16 protein-coding genes are annotated in these 13,993 nt (G+C 65.7%); 10 read left to right on the forward strand and 6 right to left on the reverse strand.

Going from position 1 to position 13,993, the window contains the following annotated elements:
- Positions 1-44: 44 nt before the first annotated feature.
- A complete protein-coding gene (locus tag ABW18_RS05665; protein ID WP_049697955.1) occupies positions 45-1,064 on the reverse strand; it encodes an AurF N-oxygenase family protein in 1,020 nt (339 codons plus the stop codon).
- Between the two features lie 177 nt (positions 1,065-1,241).
- Between ABW18_RS05665 and ABW18_RS05670 the strand changes: the two genes are divergently transcribed.
- A complete protein-coding gene (locus ABW18_RS05670) occupies positions 1,242-3,083 on the forward strand; it encodes a cation:proton antiporter (RefSeq protein ID WP_049698106.1) in 1,842 nt (613 codons plus the stop codon).
- Positions 3,084-3,169: 86 nt separating this feature from the next.
- Here ABW18_RS05670 and rpsR read toward each other — a convergent pair whose 3' ends face one another.
- The 4 genes from rpsR to rpmB form a co-directional block, all read right to left on the reverse strand.
- The gene (rpsR, locus tag ABW18_RS05675; RefSeq protein WP_049697956.1) at positions 3,170-3,427 is read right to left on the reverse strand and encodes a 30S ribosomal protein S18; all 258 of its coding nucleotides are present in this window, start codon (positions 3,425-3,427) and stop codon (positions 3,170-3,172) included.
- 79 nt (positions 3,428-3,506) lie between these two features.
- Positions 3,507-3,812 carry a 30S ribosomal protein S14 gene (rpsN, locus tag ABW18_RS05680; RefSeq protein WP_049697957.1) on the reverse strand — a complete coding sequence of 102 codons (306 nt, stop codon included), beginning with the start codon at positions 3,810-3,812 and terminating at the stop codon, positions 3,507-3,509.
- On the reverse strand, positions 3,812-3,976 hold the full coding sequence (rpmG, locus tag ABW18_RS05685; protein ID WP_005179659.1) for a 50S ribosomal protein L33: 165 nt from the start codon (positions 3,974-3,976) through the stop codon (positions 3,812-3,814). The genes rpsN and rpmG overlap by 1 nt, the downstream gene beginning before the upstream one ends.
- Positions 3,976-4,212 carry a 50S ribosomal protein L28 gene (gene rpmB / locus ABW18_RS05690; RefSeq protein WP_005202545.1) on the reverse strand — a complete coding sequence of 79 codons (237 nt, stop codon included), beginning with the start codon at positions 4,210-4,212 and terminating at the stop codon, positions 3,976-3,978. The genes rpmG and rpmB overlap by 1 nt, the downstream gene beginning before the upstream one ends.
- A 166-nt stretch (positions 4,213-4,378) precedes the next feature.
- Here rpmB and mrf point away from each other — a divergent pair, with 166 nt between their 5' ends.
- The 3 genes from mrf to ABW18_RS05705 all read left to right on the forward strand — a co-directional run bounded on the left by mrf (position 4,379) and on the right by ABW18_RS05705 (position 8,084).
- Positions 4,379-5,716 carry a ribosome hibernation factor-recruiting GTPase MRF gene (mrf, locus tag ABW18_RS05695; protein WP_049697958.1) on the forward strand — a complete coding sequence of 446 codons (1,338 nt, stop codon included), beginning with the start codon at positions 4,379-4,381 and terminating at the stop codon, positions 5,714-5,716.
- On the forward strand, positions 5,713-5,985 hold the full coding sequence (locus ABW18_RS05700; RefSeq protein ID WP_049697959.1) for a type B 50S ribosomal protein L31: 273 nt from the start codon (positions 5,713-5,715) through the stop codon (positions 5,983-5,985). The genes mrf and ABW18_RS05700 overlap by 4 nt, the downstream gene beginning before the upstream one ends.
- Before the next feature lie 146 nt (positions 5,986-6,131).
- Complete coding sequence (locus ABW18_RS05705) at positions 6,132-8,084, forward strand: HNH endonuclease signature motif containing protein (protein ID WP_053117375.1); 1,953 nt, start codon at positions 6,132-6,134, stop codon at positions 8,082-8,084.
- Between the two features lie 153 nt (positions 8,085-8,237).
- Here the strand turns inward: ABW18_RS05705 and ABW18_RS23105 are convergent, their stop codons facing one another.
- Positions 8,238-8,498 (reverse strand): hypothetical protein, encoded by a 261-nt coding sequence (locus ABW18_RS23105; protein ID WP_049697960.1) that lies wholly within the window; start codon positions 8,496-8,498, stop codon positions 8,238-8,240.
- A gap of 309 nt (positions 8,499-8,807) precedes the next feature.
- Between ABW18_RS23105 and ABW18_RS05715 the strand changes: the two genes are divergently transcribed.
- From ABW18_RS05715 to ABW18_RS05735, 6 genes are all read left to right on the forward strand, one after another.
- Positions 8,808-9,671 carry a universal stress protein gene (locus ABW18_RS05715; protein ID WP_049697961.1) on the forward strand — a complete coding sequence of 288 codons (864 nt, stop codon included), beginning with the start codon at positions 8,808-8,810 and terminating at the stop codon, positions 9,669-9,671.
- 150 nt (positions 9,672-9,821) lie between these two features.
- Entirely contained in the window at positions 9,822-9,965 is a 144-nt protein-coding gene (locus ABW18_RS23110) for a hypothetical protein (RefSeq protein ID WP_156528179.1), read from the forward strand.
- A 19-nt stretch (positions 9,966-9,984) separates the two neighbouring features.
- Complete coding sequence (gene soxR, locus ABW18_RS05720) at positions 9,985-10,431, forward strand: redox-sensitive transcriptional activator SoxR (RefSeq protein WP_049697962.1); 447 nt, start codon at positions 9,985-9,987, stop codon at positions 10,429-10,431.
- Between the two features lie 38 nt (positions 10,432-10,469).
- A complete protein-coding gene (locus ABW18_RS05725; RefSeq protein ID WP_049697963.1) occupies positions 10,470-11,477 on the forward strand; it encodes a patatin-like phospholipase family protein in 1,008 nt (335 codons plus the stop codon).
- A 5-nt stretch (positions 11,478-11,482) separates the two neighbouring features.
- Entirely contained in the window at positions 11,483-12,709 is a 1,227-nt protein-coding gene (locus tag ABW18_RS05730; protein ID WP_049697964.1) for an MFS transporter, read from the forward strand.
- A 46-nt stretch (positions 12,710-12,755) separates the two neighbouring features.
- Positions 12,756-13,991: an arginine deiminase gene (locus tag ABW18_RS05735; RefSeq protein ID WP_049697965.1), complete on the forward strand. Its 1,236-nt coding sequence runs from the start codon at positions 12,756-12,758 to the stop codon at positions 13,989-13,991.
- The last annotated feature ends 2 nt before the right edge of the window (positions 13,992-13,993 follow it).

Consider the following 13,993-nt stretch of genomic DNA (forward strand, 5'->3'; position numbering starts at 1 on the left):
TTGGGCCCGTTACTCTTTCGGTGACATAAGTGAAGTGATCGGGCTCAGGTCGCGGTGTAGGTCGGCTCGCTGCGGAACCGCGACGAACGGCCCGAGATGCCGAGGGCTCGCCACATCGCGCGCGAGGCCGGATTCATCAGGCCGCACTGCTCGGCAAGCATCCGTACATCGCCGAACACGTTGCGGCGCACTCGCTTCGATGACTCGGCGCGCCAGAAGATGTCGCGCATCACATCGCGCGGGACGTCGAATTCATTCCTGAATCCGCGCGGCGGAACCATGATCGCACCGAGCAGGATGCGCATGGCCAGGGGAAACATCAGCGACAGCACGAAACGCTGGAAACGGCCCTTACGGGCGACGTTCTCACGGAGGTGATGGTGCGCGAACGAGATATGACGTGCTTCTTCGGCGACGTGTAGTTGCATGACGGCCGCCATCGCGGGATGTAGGTCGGAACGCATACGCAGGAAGTCTTTTTGGAGATGATCGATGGGCTCCTCGCCGCCGAGGATGCCGAAGAAGAAGATGGTGGGGAACGTCGTGGATACCAGCGGCACCACGGGAGAGATCAGGCGGTAGCCGAGTTTGGCACCCGGAACGTCCATGCCGATGCGGTTCACCAGTTCCTGGAACATCAGTGTGTGGTTGCACTCCTCTTTCGATTCGTGCGTGGTGTAGCGAAATTCCTTGGCGCCGTTGGGCAATTTGAAGCTGTACTGCATCAGGCCGCGGATCAGGATCGACTCGAACTGCAGCCCGACCTTCGCGACGTTCGCCTGTCGCCACATGCCGATGCGGATCTGCTTGTCGAGCGGCTGTTCCTGATACCAGGGGTGACGGCCGATCGGATCGACCTCGTAGTTGAGCACCCATCGCGGATCGTCGGGCACGACGGCCATGTCGGGAGCGTCCCAATCGATGTCGAGGTAGGGGTCGAAGTTTCGATGAACCGACGCCGACGAAAGGTCGTCGAGGACCTGCTCGTACTCAGCGCGGGGGAGGCCGTGCTGGGCGTCGATCGACACCGTCTCGTCGGGGTCGTACCTCAGTGCCTTCGTCATGAGAACTGCCTTCCGCGAGATGCATTCGGTGCTTGAGCGCAACCGACAGTGTGGGGTGTCACACCGTAGGCTTTCGACGGTAAGTGGGACCGAAATTTTTGTCAACAGTCAATGGCACAGTTTTCGGTGGAAGTGTTGTTCGGTGGCCGGCGACAGACCCTGGAAGGGGCAGACGCGATGGAAAAAGTGCTGATCGTCGTTGCAGCGGTTCTCTTCATCGCGCTGGTGACCGACATCGCTCCTCGCCTGCGGATTCCGGCGCCCCTGGTCCTGGTTTTCGTCGGCGCGGTCATCGGCATCATGCCGTTCGTACCCGCTTTCCACGTCGATCCCGAGTGGATTCTGGTCGGAGTGCTTCCCCCGCTGCTCTATTCGGCGGCCATCGGTATGCCGACGATGGACTTCCGCAGGGACTTCACCGCGATCAGCACACTGTCGGTGGTGCTGGTGATCCTCAGTGCCGTGGTCGTCGGGTGGTTCTTGACGCTTGTGGTGCCGGGTATCTCGCTGGCAACGGGTGTCGCGTTGGGTGCCATCGTGAGTCCCACCGACGCGGTGGCGACGTCGATCGCCAAGCGAATGGGCGTTCCGTCGCGCGTCGTCGCCGTGCTCGAGGGCGAGAGCATGCTCAACGACGCGTCGGCGCTGGTGCTCCTGCGGGCCGCTGTAGCGGCGACAGCGGCCACGATCTCGTTCTGGGGCGTGGCGTTGAACTTCGTCTTCGCCGTTGCGGGCGCGGTCGCCATCGGTGCAGCGGTGGGCGTCGCCAACCTGTGGGTGCGATCACGGATGCGCGACGCCACCGCCAACACCGCGATCTCGTTCACCGTTCCCTACATCGCGTACGTGCCGGCGGAGGCGATCGGAGCGTCGGGTCTCGTCGCCGCGGTCACCGCGGGTCTGATCACCGGCGCAGGCGCGGTCAAATATCTCACGCCGCAGCACCGCATCTCGGACATGCAGAACTGGCACGTCGTCGAGCTGATCGCCGAGGGCGCGGTGTTCCTGCTGATGGGTCTGGAGCTCTTCACCCTCATGTCCGACGTCCACAACGACCACGAAGGCGTGCCGAACGCGGTGTGGATCGGGCTGTCGGTGTTGGGCGTCGCGCTGCTCGTGCGGGCGCTGTACGTCGTGCCGCTGGCGTGGTGGCTAGACAGGAAGCGACGACGCGGCGATCAGATCCGCCCGATGCTCGCGGATTTCTCGGTGACGCCGAGCGCCGACATCGACCGCGATCAGGAACGTCGGAGTCGGCAGTGGTGGCGCAGGGCGTTTCGACGCCGCCGCCACCGCGACACCACCAAACTCGCGGCAGGCGACATGCCGCCCGTCTCCACGGACACCGCGGCCCGCATCAATTCGCGGATCACGCGCACCCTCGCCGACATCGACTACTACACCGAAGCGCCGCTGGGGCCGAAGGAGTCGGCGATCGTGGTGTGGGCCGGAATGCGCGGTGTTGTGACGGTGGCCGCTGCACAGACGCTGCCGGACGATACCCCGAGCAGGCCACTGTTGGTTCTCGTCGCGTTCGTGGTTGCGGCGGCGTCGTTGCTGATCCAGGGCGGCACGCTTCCGTGGTTGATCCGCAAGCTCAAGATCGGCGACGACACCGAATCGATGCTCGCCGAACGTCGACGGCTGCGCGCAGAACTCGACGCGACCGCCCAGAAAGTGATGGCTGAGTCCGAGACTGTCAGACAGATCCCGTGGTTGCGACCACGACTCGAACAGGTCAGCCGCGAGGCCGATGAGGACGCCGACGCCGTTTCGGATGCCGGTGATTCCGACGATCCGCAGAGCGGTGTGGTGCCCGCGGGCGCCAGTACGCCGTACGGCCTCAACTTCGAAGAACGCGTGCAGATCCGCCGGACCCGCCGCGAGATCATTGCCGCGCAGCGCAAGAAGTTGCTCACGCTGCGTAGCCAGGGAACGTACAGCTCGTCGGCGCTGAGCCGCGCGCTCGGGCAACTCGACGCCGAGGAGATCAGCCTCGACATGCAGCGCGGGTCGTGACTCGCTGGATGTTCCGGTTGCCCAGACGCGCGGATACCGCGCTTGTGGGCAACCGGAACCGGCTGAGACTCAGCAGTGGCGAAGAGTCAGCGCTGAGAAACGAAGGGCAGCAACGCCATCTCGCGCGCGTTGCGGATGGCGGTGGCCACCTGGCGCTGTTGCTGCGGGGTCAGTCCCGTGACGCGTCGGCTGCGGATCTTGCCGCGGTCGGACAGGAACTTGCGCAGCAGGTTGACGTCTTTGTAGTCGACGTCGGTGATGCCGAGCGCGTTGAGCTGATTGCGGGTCTGCTTGGGCTTGGTGTCGGCGCCTGGCCGTGGCCGACGCGGTGCTCGCTTCGCCATGGGTGAAGTCCTCTGTAGTGGGTGATGGGGTGGTTGGCCGCAGGGTGCGGGCGCTGTGAGCGCCCACACCCGACGGTACTCACCAACTCGACTTGTGGATGCCCGGTAGTTCGCCGCGGTGGGCGAGTACGCGGAAGCGGACGCGCGACACGCCTGCCTTGCCGACGTAGCCGCGCGGGCGGCCGTCGACGACGTCGCGGTTGCGGACGCGCGTCGGGCTCGCGTTGCGGGGCAGCGCCTGCAGGTCGCGTTGAGCCTGTGCACGCTCTTCGGGTGATGCGGCGGCGTCGACGATGGTGCGCTTCAGTGCCGAACGTCGTTCGGCGAAGCGGGCAACGATCTCACGACGCTGCTCGTTGCGGATGATCTTGGATTTCTTGGCCATCAGCGATCCTCACGGAATTCGGTGTGACGCTTGGCGATCGGATCGTACTTGCGGATCACCATGCGGTCGGGGTCGTTGCGGCGGTTCTTGCGGGTGACATAGGTGTAGCCGGTTCCGGCGGTTGACCGGAGTTTGACTATGGGTCGGATCTCGTTGCGAGCCATCAGACTTTCTCTCCTCGTGCGCGTATCTGTGCGACCACGGCCTCGATGCCCTTGTGGTCGATGGTCTTGATGCCCTTGGCGCTCACGTCGAGCGTCACGAAACGTCGTTCGCTGGGCAGGTAGTAGCGGCGTCGTTGGATGTTGGGGTTCCAGCGACGTGAGGTCCTTCGGTGCGAGTGCGACACCTGATTGCCGAACCCCGGCGTTCTCCCGGTGACCTGACATCGTGCTGCCACGGCACAACCTCCTTGTTGGAAACGATTGGCGTTAGTGCGGTATTCCACGCTAACGTGGCGGCACACTAAATGGAAATCATTGCCAATAATTTAGGGTGAAAGGAGCGACGCTGTGCAGGCCGATTCAACTGATGCTCGACGCCGGCCGTCGAGACCGCGTACCCCGATGACGCTGGTCACCGGGCTCGACAGGGAAGCGGTGGCGCGGACCGCGGACGCGCTCGCGATGGCAGGGACCACGCTGGTCCACCACGACCTCTCGTCGCTGCCCAGTGGTCGGGTGCTGCGCACGACGCGCACGATCGACCTCGACGGCGTCGAGCACACCGACATCCGCGAGATCTCGCTCGAGCACGGGTGCGTGTCGTGCACGCTACGGATCGACCTTCTCCCGCTGCTGCGTCGACTGCACCAGCGATCAACGGTGGAACGTATTGTGCTGCAACTCGATCCGCTCATCGAACCCGAGGCGCTGTGCTGGTCGATCGAGCATGTCGTCTGCTCGGACATGCCGGGATTCGTCGACGCGCCAGCGGGATACGACGTCGCCGTCGACGCAACGATCGCGTGCGTGTCGGAGATGGAGTGGCTCGACGCCGCGAGCGGCGACGTCACACTCGGCGAAGCTGGGCTTGTCGAGTGGTCTGCTGAGTGGGATTCTGCCGTGGCCGAGGACGATCGCACCCTGGCGCAGGTGGCGGTTGGTCAGGTCGCCTTCGCCGACGCGCTGGTACTCGCGGGCGCCGACCCGGCGTTTCGCGACGCATGGTCGTCGGCGAGGCTGATGGAGGTCTTGCGTCGCCTCGCGCCCGGCGCTCCGATCGTGATGGAGCTGCCTCAACGACCCATCCGGCCGGGCACCCTGATCCAGTTGCTGCGCGCGATAGGCCCGACCGCCCGACGCGGCGCAGTCTTCGGTCCGCATGACCCGCTCCTGCGTGGGGCGCCACCGTTAACCACTGAATGTGGTGTGTCCATGGCCGTATTCGAGAGTGACCGACCCTTCCATCCGACGCGCCTCCACGACGCCCTCGACCATCTGCTCGACGGCGTGATCTGCTCCCGCGGCCGAATCTGGCTGGCAACGCGGTTCGACGACGTGTTCTGGCTGGAGTCCGCCGGCGGGGCGCTACGGGTCGAGGAGGCCGGACAGTGGGTCGGTGCGATGTCGGCCGACGAGCGCGCCGACGTCGAGGAGACGCGCCTCGCGATGGCGGCGCTTCGGTGGGACGAGGTATTCGGTGACCGTCACAACGCGCTGACGATCCTGGCTCACCGCGCGGACGTCACCGAGATTGTCGAGGCATTGAACGCCGCCACGCTCACCGACGTCGAAATGGCGGAGGGGTCGGATGCCTGGCGCGAGTACGACGACCCGTTCGGCACTCGGCACGAGGACCCGTGCGCCGACACCACGCCTCCCGGGTCCGGATTGCTTTCCATCACTGACGGTCTCGACCCCGATCAACAACGCAACGATTCCGAGAAAGGGGATCTCCCATGAAATCTGGCATTCATCCCGACTACCACCCGGTCGTCTTCCGCGACGCCGCGACCGGCACGCAATTCCTCACCCGGTCGACCTCGACGTCGACGCAGACCGTGGAATGGCATGACGGACAACACTATCCGCTGATCGTCGTCGACATCACGAGCGCGTCGCATCCGCTGTGGACGGGCACCGCGCGGGTCGTAGACACCGAGGGGCGCGTCGAGCGTTTCCGGCGGAAGTATGCGGCGAAGGGCGCATCGGGAAGGGGAGGGGTTCGGTAGAAGAGCGGCTGCGCGCGCTCGGGATTGTCCGTTGCGACGAGTCTCCACAGATTCGATCTTGTGTTCGAGATTTCCTCGACGCTGTCGGTCTTGTCGGGTAATGTAGAACACATATTCGACATGACGTGGGGCGGGGGTGGCGGCACGTGAACAGCAACAGCAATGACGTTGAGGCCGGTGGCGCGCCTTCGGCTTTGGCGACTGCTGCGGTGGGTTCCGCGGACGCTGTCGTGGCGGAGAAACTGTCACGCCTTGCTGGGGTGTTGGATGAGTTGGCTGCCGTCGATGTGTCGTTGGTATCGGACGCCGCGCTGGTGGAAGCCACCGTGGAGGCCGAACGCCTGGCGTTGCGGACCGCCGGTGCGGTCACCGATCGCTTGATTGTGGAAGCCTCCGACCGCGACCTGCCCCGCGCCCTGGGTTTCCGCGATGTTCGCAGTTTCCTGGGGCATGGTCTACACATTGGTGACCCGGCGGCGCGGCATCGGGTGATCGCGGCGACCGGCTCGTTCACCACGATCTGCGGTGACCGCCTACCACCCGCATGCCCGACGCTGGCCGGCTACGTCGCCGAGGGCCGGGTCGCGGGCGCGCACGTCCGGGCGGTGCTCGAGGTGTTGGAGGCAATCCCTAGTGAGGTGTCGGCCGAGACGAAAGCTGCTGCCGAAGCGCAGATGGCCGGCTACGCGAGCCAATTCACGCCCGCCGAAATCACCAACCTCGGTTCACGATTGTTGGCGCATCTCGATCCTGACGGGACGCTGACCACCTCGAAGGACCGTCAACGTCGACGCCGCCTGTGGGTGAACCGGCAGAACGCGCAACTCATGTCGCGGTTGACCGCCGATCTCGATCCGATCGCCCGCGCCCGGCTCGACACAGTGTTGGATGCGTGGGCCAAACCGGGCATGAACAACCCGGATGACCCGGAGTCGCCGGTCGGGCCGATCACCACCGCGAATGCTGAGCAGGTCGCGGCCGCGGCGCTACGTGATGAACGCTCACCCGCCCAACGCAACCACGACGCCTTCTCCGCACTACTTGGCCAGGTGTTGGAATTCGGGATGCTGGGCAACACGCATCGCGGTTTGCCGATCCAGGTGATCGTCACCACCAGCCTGCGTGAGTTGGAGGAGCAGGCGGGGATCGCACAAACCACATCCGGAACACTCCTGCCCATCCACGACGTGATCGAGATGGCCGCAGCGAGTGGCGCGAGCCCGTATTTGGCGGTGTTCGGCGACCACACCAGCGTGCCGCTGTATTTGGGTCGGTCGAAGCGGATCGCGTCGCTGGGGCAACGGTTGGCCTCATTCGCTTCGGCGGGCGGGAAGATGTGTTCGGCCCCGGGTTGTAATCAGCCCGCGAGCAGGGTGCAGATGCATCACGCGGCGAAAGACTGGGCTGACGGCGGCTTGACCGATATCGACCAGTTGGTGCCCGCGTGCGATGTGCACAACCGGAGAGTTGGCACGAAACCGGGGCAGTTCACCACCCGCATGATCACCGACGGACCTGATACCGGCCGGGTTGCGTGGCGATTGAACGCCAAGCCGGGTATGCCGGAGAATCCGGAACGCATCAACCGGATCGCCGACGTCACAGCCGATTTCCATGACTACCTCGCCGCCGAACACTCCAGCAATCAAGCCGCAGCTGCTGCACGAGCAACCGGGTCAGGCACAGACGCGACGGTCACCGAGATCGGTGCGCGAGCAACAGGCAGAGTGGGCGCCGAGAACGTCCCGGACACGGCCAGCGGCCAGATGGTGGTCGCGGACGCAGTGGGTGCCTGGATGGCGTCGCCCTCGGTGCCGGACCCGCCGAGCAGGCAGGTGGCACGTCAGACGCTCACCGGCGTCGAACTCGCGCTGGCGGATGGGATGCCTTCCGCTGATACTCCTCGCCTCAGCAGGCGGGTCGACATCCGATGGAACCTAACCAGGCCACTCGAACTCGACCCCGACCCGCCCACAGACCCCAACCCGCCCACAATCCCGGGCGCGCCAACAGGTCCAGCTCCACCGGGCGACCCCATCGCACCCCACGGCGTCGACCCGCCAGACAGCCTCGGCCCACCGCTGGCCGACGCCGCCTGACCACCGCGGCGACCAGTACGACGCGCCAACCTGGCTGGCCTGCCCGCCCAACGAACCGGGCGCAGCGTCGAATCAGGTTGTGTCGCAACCCATCTGCACCCCGCCACTACTCCGGTGGCGGGGTAGGGGTCGTGCCGAACTGGTGGGTGGGTGTCAATCCACCAGCAGCAGCGGTGCCGTGCTGAACAGCACGATGACGAAGAAGGCGAACTCGAACCACATTGCGCCCTGCCAGATCTGCCAGCGGCCGCCTGCGCGCCAGACCCGGTACGTGCGTACCGCTGTCGTGAGCGCTGCGATCAGTACGACGATCGGGGCGACGATGAGCAGGAGCGTCTGCAGGCCGCCAGATGACGCGGCCGCGACCAGCACGATGGCGACCGTGAAGAACACCGTGATCACGACCGACGTCATCGCGCGACGGAACTCACTCGGCTCAGACGGTGACGGGCTGCCGGTTGCTTCGCCATCGGTGCGACCAGGCTGATCGCTGTGCGAATTATCTTGCGGCCCAGTCATTTTTGGGTCACCACCAATCGGTTCGGGTGAAGGGTGCGGCTGTTCGGGATGTAGGCGGCGGTTCATTCACCGTACATCTGTCGGTCATTGCAGCAGTCGCTGCCTGCACCTTCGGGACCTTGTTCCATTGCCCTCGCAACCGTCGGCGGGCACGATGGATGGTGAGGGTTACTGAGCAGACAGTTGTGAGGAGTTGGAAAACAGATGAATGCGATTCTCGTCGGCGTCGACGGTTCTGAAGCGGCAACGGCAGCAGTCCGTTGGGCAGCCAAGGAAGCAGAACTCGAGCACCTCGACCTCAAGCTGGTCGGGGTCTACGACGCGAGCACGAGCGACTACGCGCCTGGGCTCATCATCCCGCAGGACGTGATCGATGCGATCCGGCAGGACGCCACCGATGCGGTGCAGAGCGCTGCGGCCGCAGCCAAGGAAGTTGCGCCCGACATCACCATCCATACGTCGATCGTCGACGGTGACGCTGCGCGTGTGCTCCTCGAACTCGGCAAGGACGCTGCTCTGATCGTCGTCGGAACACGCAAGCTCGGCAGCGTGAAGGGACTCTTCCTCGGTTCCGTGAGCATCACGGTTGCCGCACACCACCACGGCCGCGTCGTCGTGATCGACGGCGAGGGCAACACCGACGGACCTGTCGTCGTCGGCATCGACGACTCGCCCGTGAGCGAGGCCGCCATCAAGGAGGCATTCCGGCAGGCGTCACTGCGCAATGTGTCGCTGGTCGCGGTGCACACCTGGACCCCGCTCGACGTCGACGCCCTGCATGGTTACGGAATCGATCCCGACGAGGTCACCCGTATGTCGCAGGATGCCGTCGAGGCACTCGCCGAGCGGCTGGCAGGCTTCGCCTCCGACTTCCCCGACGTCACGATCGAGCGGAAGGTCATCCCCGAGGACCCGGCCAAGGCCGTGCTCGACGCCGCAGGCGACAAGGCGTCGCTGATCGTGGTCGGCAGCCGTGGTCGCGGAGGCTTCACCGGCCTGCTCCTGGGATCGACGAGCCAGAAGGTGCTGCGGGAGGCCAACGCCCCCGTGATGGTCGTCCGGAGCTGACCGGGCTGGGCCACCGGAGAGCCGCACCCTAAATGTGTGTCCAATCGAAGGAGTTGGGTGCTGCAGCACCCACATCTATCGATAGGACACACGTTTAGGTCTGGCGGGTCGGCGAGCTCGGGTGAGTGATCTCGACAAGCTCGATCAGCGGTGGGCAAGCTCGATCAGCGGTGGGCGGCTCGATCGGCGGTGGGCAAGCTCGATCAGCGGTGGGCAAGCTCGATCAGCGGTGGGCAGCTCGATCAGCGGTGGGCAAGCTCGATCAGCGGGCAAGGCGACTTCAAGTTCACTTGAAGTCGCCTATTGTCGTTGTATGGGCCTGAAGAAGATCGAATTGTCCGTCGGTGAGCTGGCGCAGCGCGCGGGCATCGCGCCGTCGGCCGTGCGGTTCTACGAAGACCAGGGGCTGATCTTCTCGCGGCGCACGTCGGGTAATCAGCGGCGCTACCACCGCGCGATGCTGCGGAGGGTCGCGTTCATCCGCGCCTCCCAGGCTGCGGGGATACCGCTTGCGGTGATCGGTGAGGTGTTCACCGAGCTCGGCGATCACGAGTCGCCGTCGCGGGCGATGTGGGAGGCGGCGTCGCAGCGGTGGATCGCCGACATCAATCACCGCATCGACCTGCTCGAGACGATGCGCGACATGATCGGATCGTGCGTCGGATGCGGTTGCCTCTCGTTGGGTGCGTGCCACCTGCTCAACCCTGGCGATGAGTTGAACCGGCAGGGTCCGGGTCCGAGGCGGCTTCCGATCGACTGACGCGTGCGGCGTCGGACGTCATCGTTAGGCTGAGCATCATGGCCCGACCGTCTCGCGTGGCCCTCGCTCTGGGTAGCGGGGGAGCTCGCGGTTACGCACACATCGGCGTCGTCACCGAACTCGACGCCCGCGGGTACGAGATCGTCAGCGTCGCCGGATCATCGATGGGTGCGCTGGTCGGCGGGCTCTACTGTGCCGGGCGTCTCGACGACTACGTCGACTGGATCAGCGGTTTGTCGCAGCTCGACGTGATGCGTCTGCTCGACGTCTCGCTGTCCAAGCCGGGCGGGATGATCGGCGCTGAGCGCATCCTGGCGCGGGTCCGGGAGATCCTTGGCGACACCGTGATCGAAGACCTCGAGATCCCGTTCACCGCGGTCGCCACCGACCTCGCCGCAGGTCGACCGGTGTGGTTCCAGAAGGGCAGCCTCGTCGACGCCATCCGGGCGTCGATCGCGATCCCCGGTGTGATCCGGCCCCACGAGGTCGACGGCCGACTCCTCGCAGACGGCGGCATCCTCGACCCACTGCCCGTCGCGCCGACGTCGGCGGTCAGCAGCGACGTGACGATCGGCGTGGTGCTCGACGCCGACGAGGGCGCAGAACACGGCGCGAGTCGAGCACCCAAGACCAAGGGCGTGATCCGCCGCAACATCACCCCGTTGTTGGAAAACGACTGGGTGCGCTCGGTTCGCGAACGGTTCGGCGTCGAGGCCGACGATTCCGGGAGCCACGACGCTCGCGACGAGGACGCGCCCGCCTTGTCGGACGGATCCGACGACGTCGAGACGCTGTCAACGGCGAGCGAGGTCGACGACGGTGCCAAAGCGGCTCCGATGGGCAGGATCGAGATCCTGCTGCGCTCTCTCGACATCATGTCGATCGCGCTGACCCGCTACCAGATCGCGGGATACCCGCCGGACATTCTGATTCGGGTGCCACGTAAAGCCGTGCGCACGTTGGATTTTCACAAGGCCACGGAGATGATCGAGCTGGGTCGCGCACTGACCGCCGAAGCGCTCGACAAGCTTCCGGAGGAGCCGTGATCTGAGTGAAGCAGATTCCTCGCGGGATCTGGGTGCTGCTGGCTGCCAACGTGGTCATCGCGCTCGGCTTCGGTCTGATCGCGCCCGCACTCCCGACCTTCGCGCGCAGTTTCGACGTCGGCTACACCGCTGTGTCGGCAGTGGTGTCGGCGTTCGCGGTGATGCGACTGGTCTTCGCGCCCGCCACCGGACGCCTGGTGACGGTCCTCGGCGAACGACGCATCTACCTGACCGGTCTGCTGATCGTCGCGGCGAGCACATTGGCATGTGCATTCGCGCAGAACTACATTCAGCTCCTGCTGTTCCGCGGTGCTGGTGGTATCGGTTCGACGATGTTCACGGTGTCGGCGATGGCACTGCTGATCAGGTTGTCGCCCAACGAGATCCGCGGCAAGGTCTCGGGGTTCTTCTCCGCGGGCTTCCTGATCGGCAACATCACCGGCCCACTGATCGGCAGCGCGCTGGTCGGGTTCGGATTGCGCATGCCGTTCGTGGTGTACGCCGTCGCACTGTTGATCGCGTCGGCGGTCGTCGCAACGCAACTGCGCGACACCGCAGCGCCCGAGGTCTCCGACGTTCCGCAACGAGGTGCGATGTCGCTGCGAACCGCGTTGCACGACAGCGCCTACCGCGCGATCATCGCGTCGAACTTCACGCAGGGTTGGGCGTCGATGGGTGTGCGCGTCGCGGTGGTGCCGCTGTTCATCACCGAGGGACTCGACGAGTCGGCCGCCATGACCGGTGTGGTCCTCGCCGTGTACGCGGCCGGTAACGTCGCCGCGATCCTGGTCGCGGGAAGGATGTCCGACAGGCTCGGTCGTCGACCGGTGATGCTTCCCGGCCTCGCCATCATGGCGATCTCGACAGCCCTGCTCGGGTTTTCGCCGAATATCGTCTTCGCGCTGGTGCTCTCGCTGTTCGCCGGTGTCGGATCGGGATTGTTCGCCCCGACGCATCAGGCCGCGCTCGCCGACGTTCTCGGCGCCAGACGGCAGGGTGGTTCGGCGCTGGCGGCCTACAGCATGTCGTCGGATCTCGGTGCGGTCACCGGTCCACTGATCGTCGGGTTCGTTGCTGGAGCTGTCGGATTCGGCCCGGCATTCGTGCTGACCGGAGCGGTGGCAGCCGTTGCGTTCGTCGCATGGCTGTTCGCCCGCGAGTCGGCTCCCGAAGTTGTCGGTGCCGTCCCGCGACTGCATCCGACGCAGCAGTCCGATCCCGACGCACCCTGATGTTCGGCGTCGAGCATGCGCGGCACTCGGCGACTAGATTTGATCCATGCCTGCGTCGACTGCCAGCGGTGACTACACACTCGGCTCCAACACGGAGGTCGGCCGACTACGCGCGGTGATGCTGCACCGTCCCGGCGACGAACTGCTGCGCCTCACCCCGCGCAACAGCGACCAACTGCTGTTCGACGGATTGCCCTGGGTCGCCCGCGCTCAAGAGGAGCACGACGAGTTCGCGGCCGCACTCACCGCGCGCGGCGTCGACGTCTTTCTCCTCGGCGATCTGCTCACCGAGACGCTCGACCACAGCGGCGCCGCGCGAATCCAGGGAATCGCAGCAGCAGTGAACTCCCGACTACTCGGACCGCACCTTGCCGAAGAACTGGCCGGGTACCTGCGCGGCCTGCCCGCACCACAACTCGCCGACGTGTTGACCGCCGGCATGACCTTTGACGAGTTGCCGTTGACCCCGGCGGCGGAGTCGGCGTCGCTGGTGCGTCGCATGCACGTCGGGCCGGAGTTCGCCATAGCGCCGCTGCCCAATCTGCTGTTCACCCGCGACAGTTCGTTCTGGATCGGGCCTCGATTCGCGATCACCTCGCTCGCTCTGCCCGCCCGCGTGCGAGAGACCTCACTGACCGATCTGATCTACGCGCACCACCCGCTGTTCACGGGTGCGCGCCGCGCGTACGAATCGCAGGTCGCCCCCGTCGAAGGAGGCGACGTGCTGCTGCTGGCGCCGGGAGTCGTCGCCGTGGGAGTCGGTGAACGCACCACCCCCGCCGGCGCAGAAGCCTTGGCGCGCAGCCTGTTCGCCGACGGACTGGCGCACACCGCGCTGGCGGTTCCGATCGAGCAGCAGCGCGCATTCATGCACCTCGACACGGTCTGCACCATGGTCGACGCCGATGCCGTCGTGATGTATCCGAACATCCGCGACAGCATGTCGGCGTTCACGTTGCGCGACCTCGGCGACGGCGACGTCGACGTGAGCGGGCCACGCCCGTTCGTGGAGGCGGCCGCGGACGCGATGGGCATCGGCAAACTCCGCGTCATCGACACCGGCCTCGACCCGGTCACCGCAGAGCGCGAGCAGTGGGACGACGGGAACAACACTCTCGCTGTCGAACCGGGCGTCGTGGTCTCCTACAACCGCAACGTCGAGACCAACCGCAGACTCGTCGACTCGGGTATCGAGGTGATCGAGATCGAGGGCCGTGAACTCGGCTCCGGCCGTGGCGGTCCACGGTGCATGTCGTGTCCGCTGTCGCGGGACCCGCTCTGAGG

This window comes from Gordonia jacobaea, assembly GCF_001186365.1.
Lineage (GTDB): Bacteria > Actinomycetota > Actinomycetes > Mycobacteriales > Mycobacteriaceae > Gordonia > Gordonia jacobaea.

What these genes read in the sequence shown, in the direction of transcription:
- rpsR (WP_049697956.1), bottom strand. Translation starts at nt 3,427, where the DNA reads ATGGCGAAGCGAGCACCGCGTCGGCCACGGCCAGGCGCCGACACCAAG.
- ABW18_RS05725 (WP_049697963.1), top strand. Translation starts at nt 10,470, where the DNA reads ATGGCCCGACCGTCTCGCGTGGCCCTCGCTCTGGGTAGCGGGGGAGCT.
- ABW18_RS05665 (WP_049697955.1), bottom strand. Translation starts at nt 1,064, where the DNA reads ATGACGAAGGCACTGAGGTACGACCCCGACGAGACGGTGTCGATCGAC.
- rpmG (WP_005179659.1), bottom strand. Translation starts at nt 3,976, where the DNA reads ATGGCTCGCAACGAGATCCGACCCATAGTCAAACTCCGGTCAACCGCC.
- ABW18_RS05735 (WP_049697965.1), top strand. Translation starts at nt 12,756, where the DNA reads ATGCCTGCGTCGACTGCCAGCGGTGACTACACACTCGGCTCCAACACG.
- ABW18_RS05700 (WP_049697959.1), top strand. Translation starts at nt 5,713, where the DNA reads ATGAAATCTGGCATTCATCCCGACTACCACCCGGTCGTCTTCCGCGAC.
- mrf (WP_049697958.1), top strand. Translation starts at nt 4,379, where the DNA reads ATGACGCTGGTCACCGGGCTCGACAGGGAAGCGGTGGCGCGGACCGCG.
- ABW18_RS23105 (WP_049697960.1), bottom strand. Translation starts at nt 8,498, where the DNA reads ATGACGTCGGTCGTGATCACGGTGTTCTTCACGGTCGCCATCGTGCTG.
- soxR (WP_049697962.1), top strand. Translation starts at nt 9,985, where the DNA reads ATGGGCCTGAAGAAGATCGAATTGTCCGTCGGTGAGCTGGCGCAGCGC.
- ABW18_RS05670 (WP_049698106.1), top strand. Translation starts at nt 1,242, where the DNA reads ATGGAAAAAGTGCTGATCGTCGTTGCAGCGGTTCTCTTCATCGCGCTG.
- rpsN (WP_049697957.1), bottom strand. Translation starts at nt 3,812, where the DNA reads ATGGCCAAGAAATCCAAGATCATCCGCAACGAGCAGCGTCGTGAGATC.
- ABW18_RS05715 (WP_049697961.1), top strand. Translation starts at nt 8,808, where the DNA reads ATGAATGCGATTCTCGTCGGCGTCGACGGTTCTGAAGCGGCAACGGCA.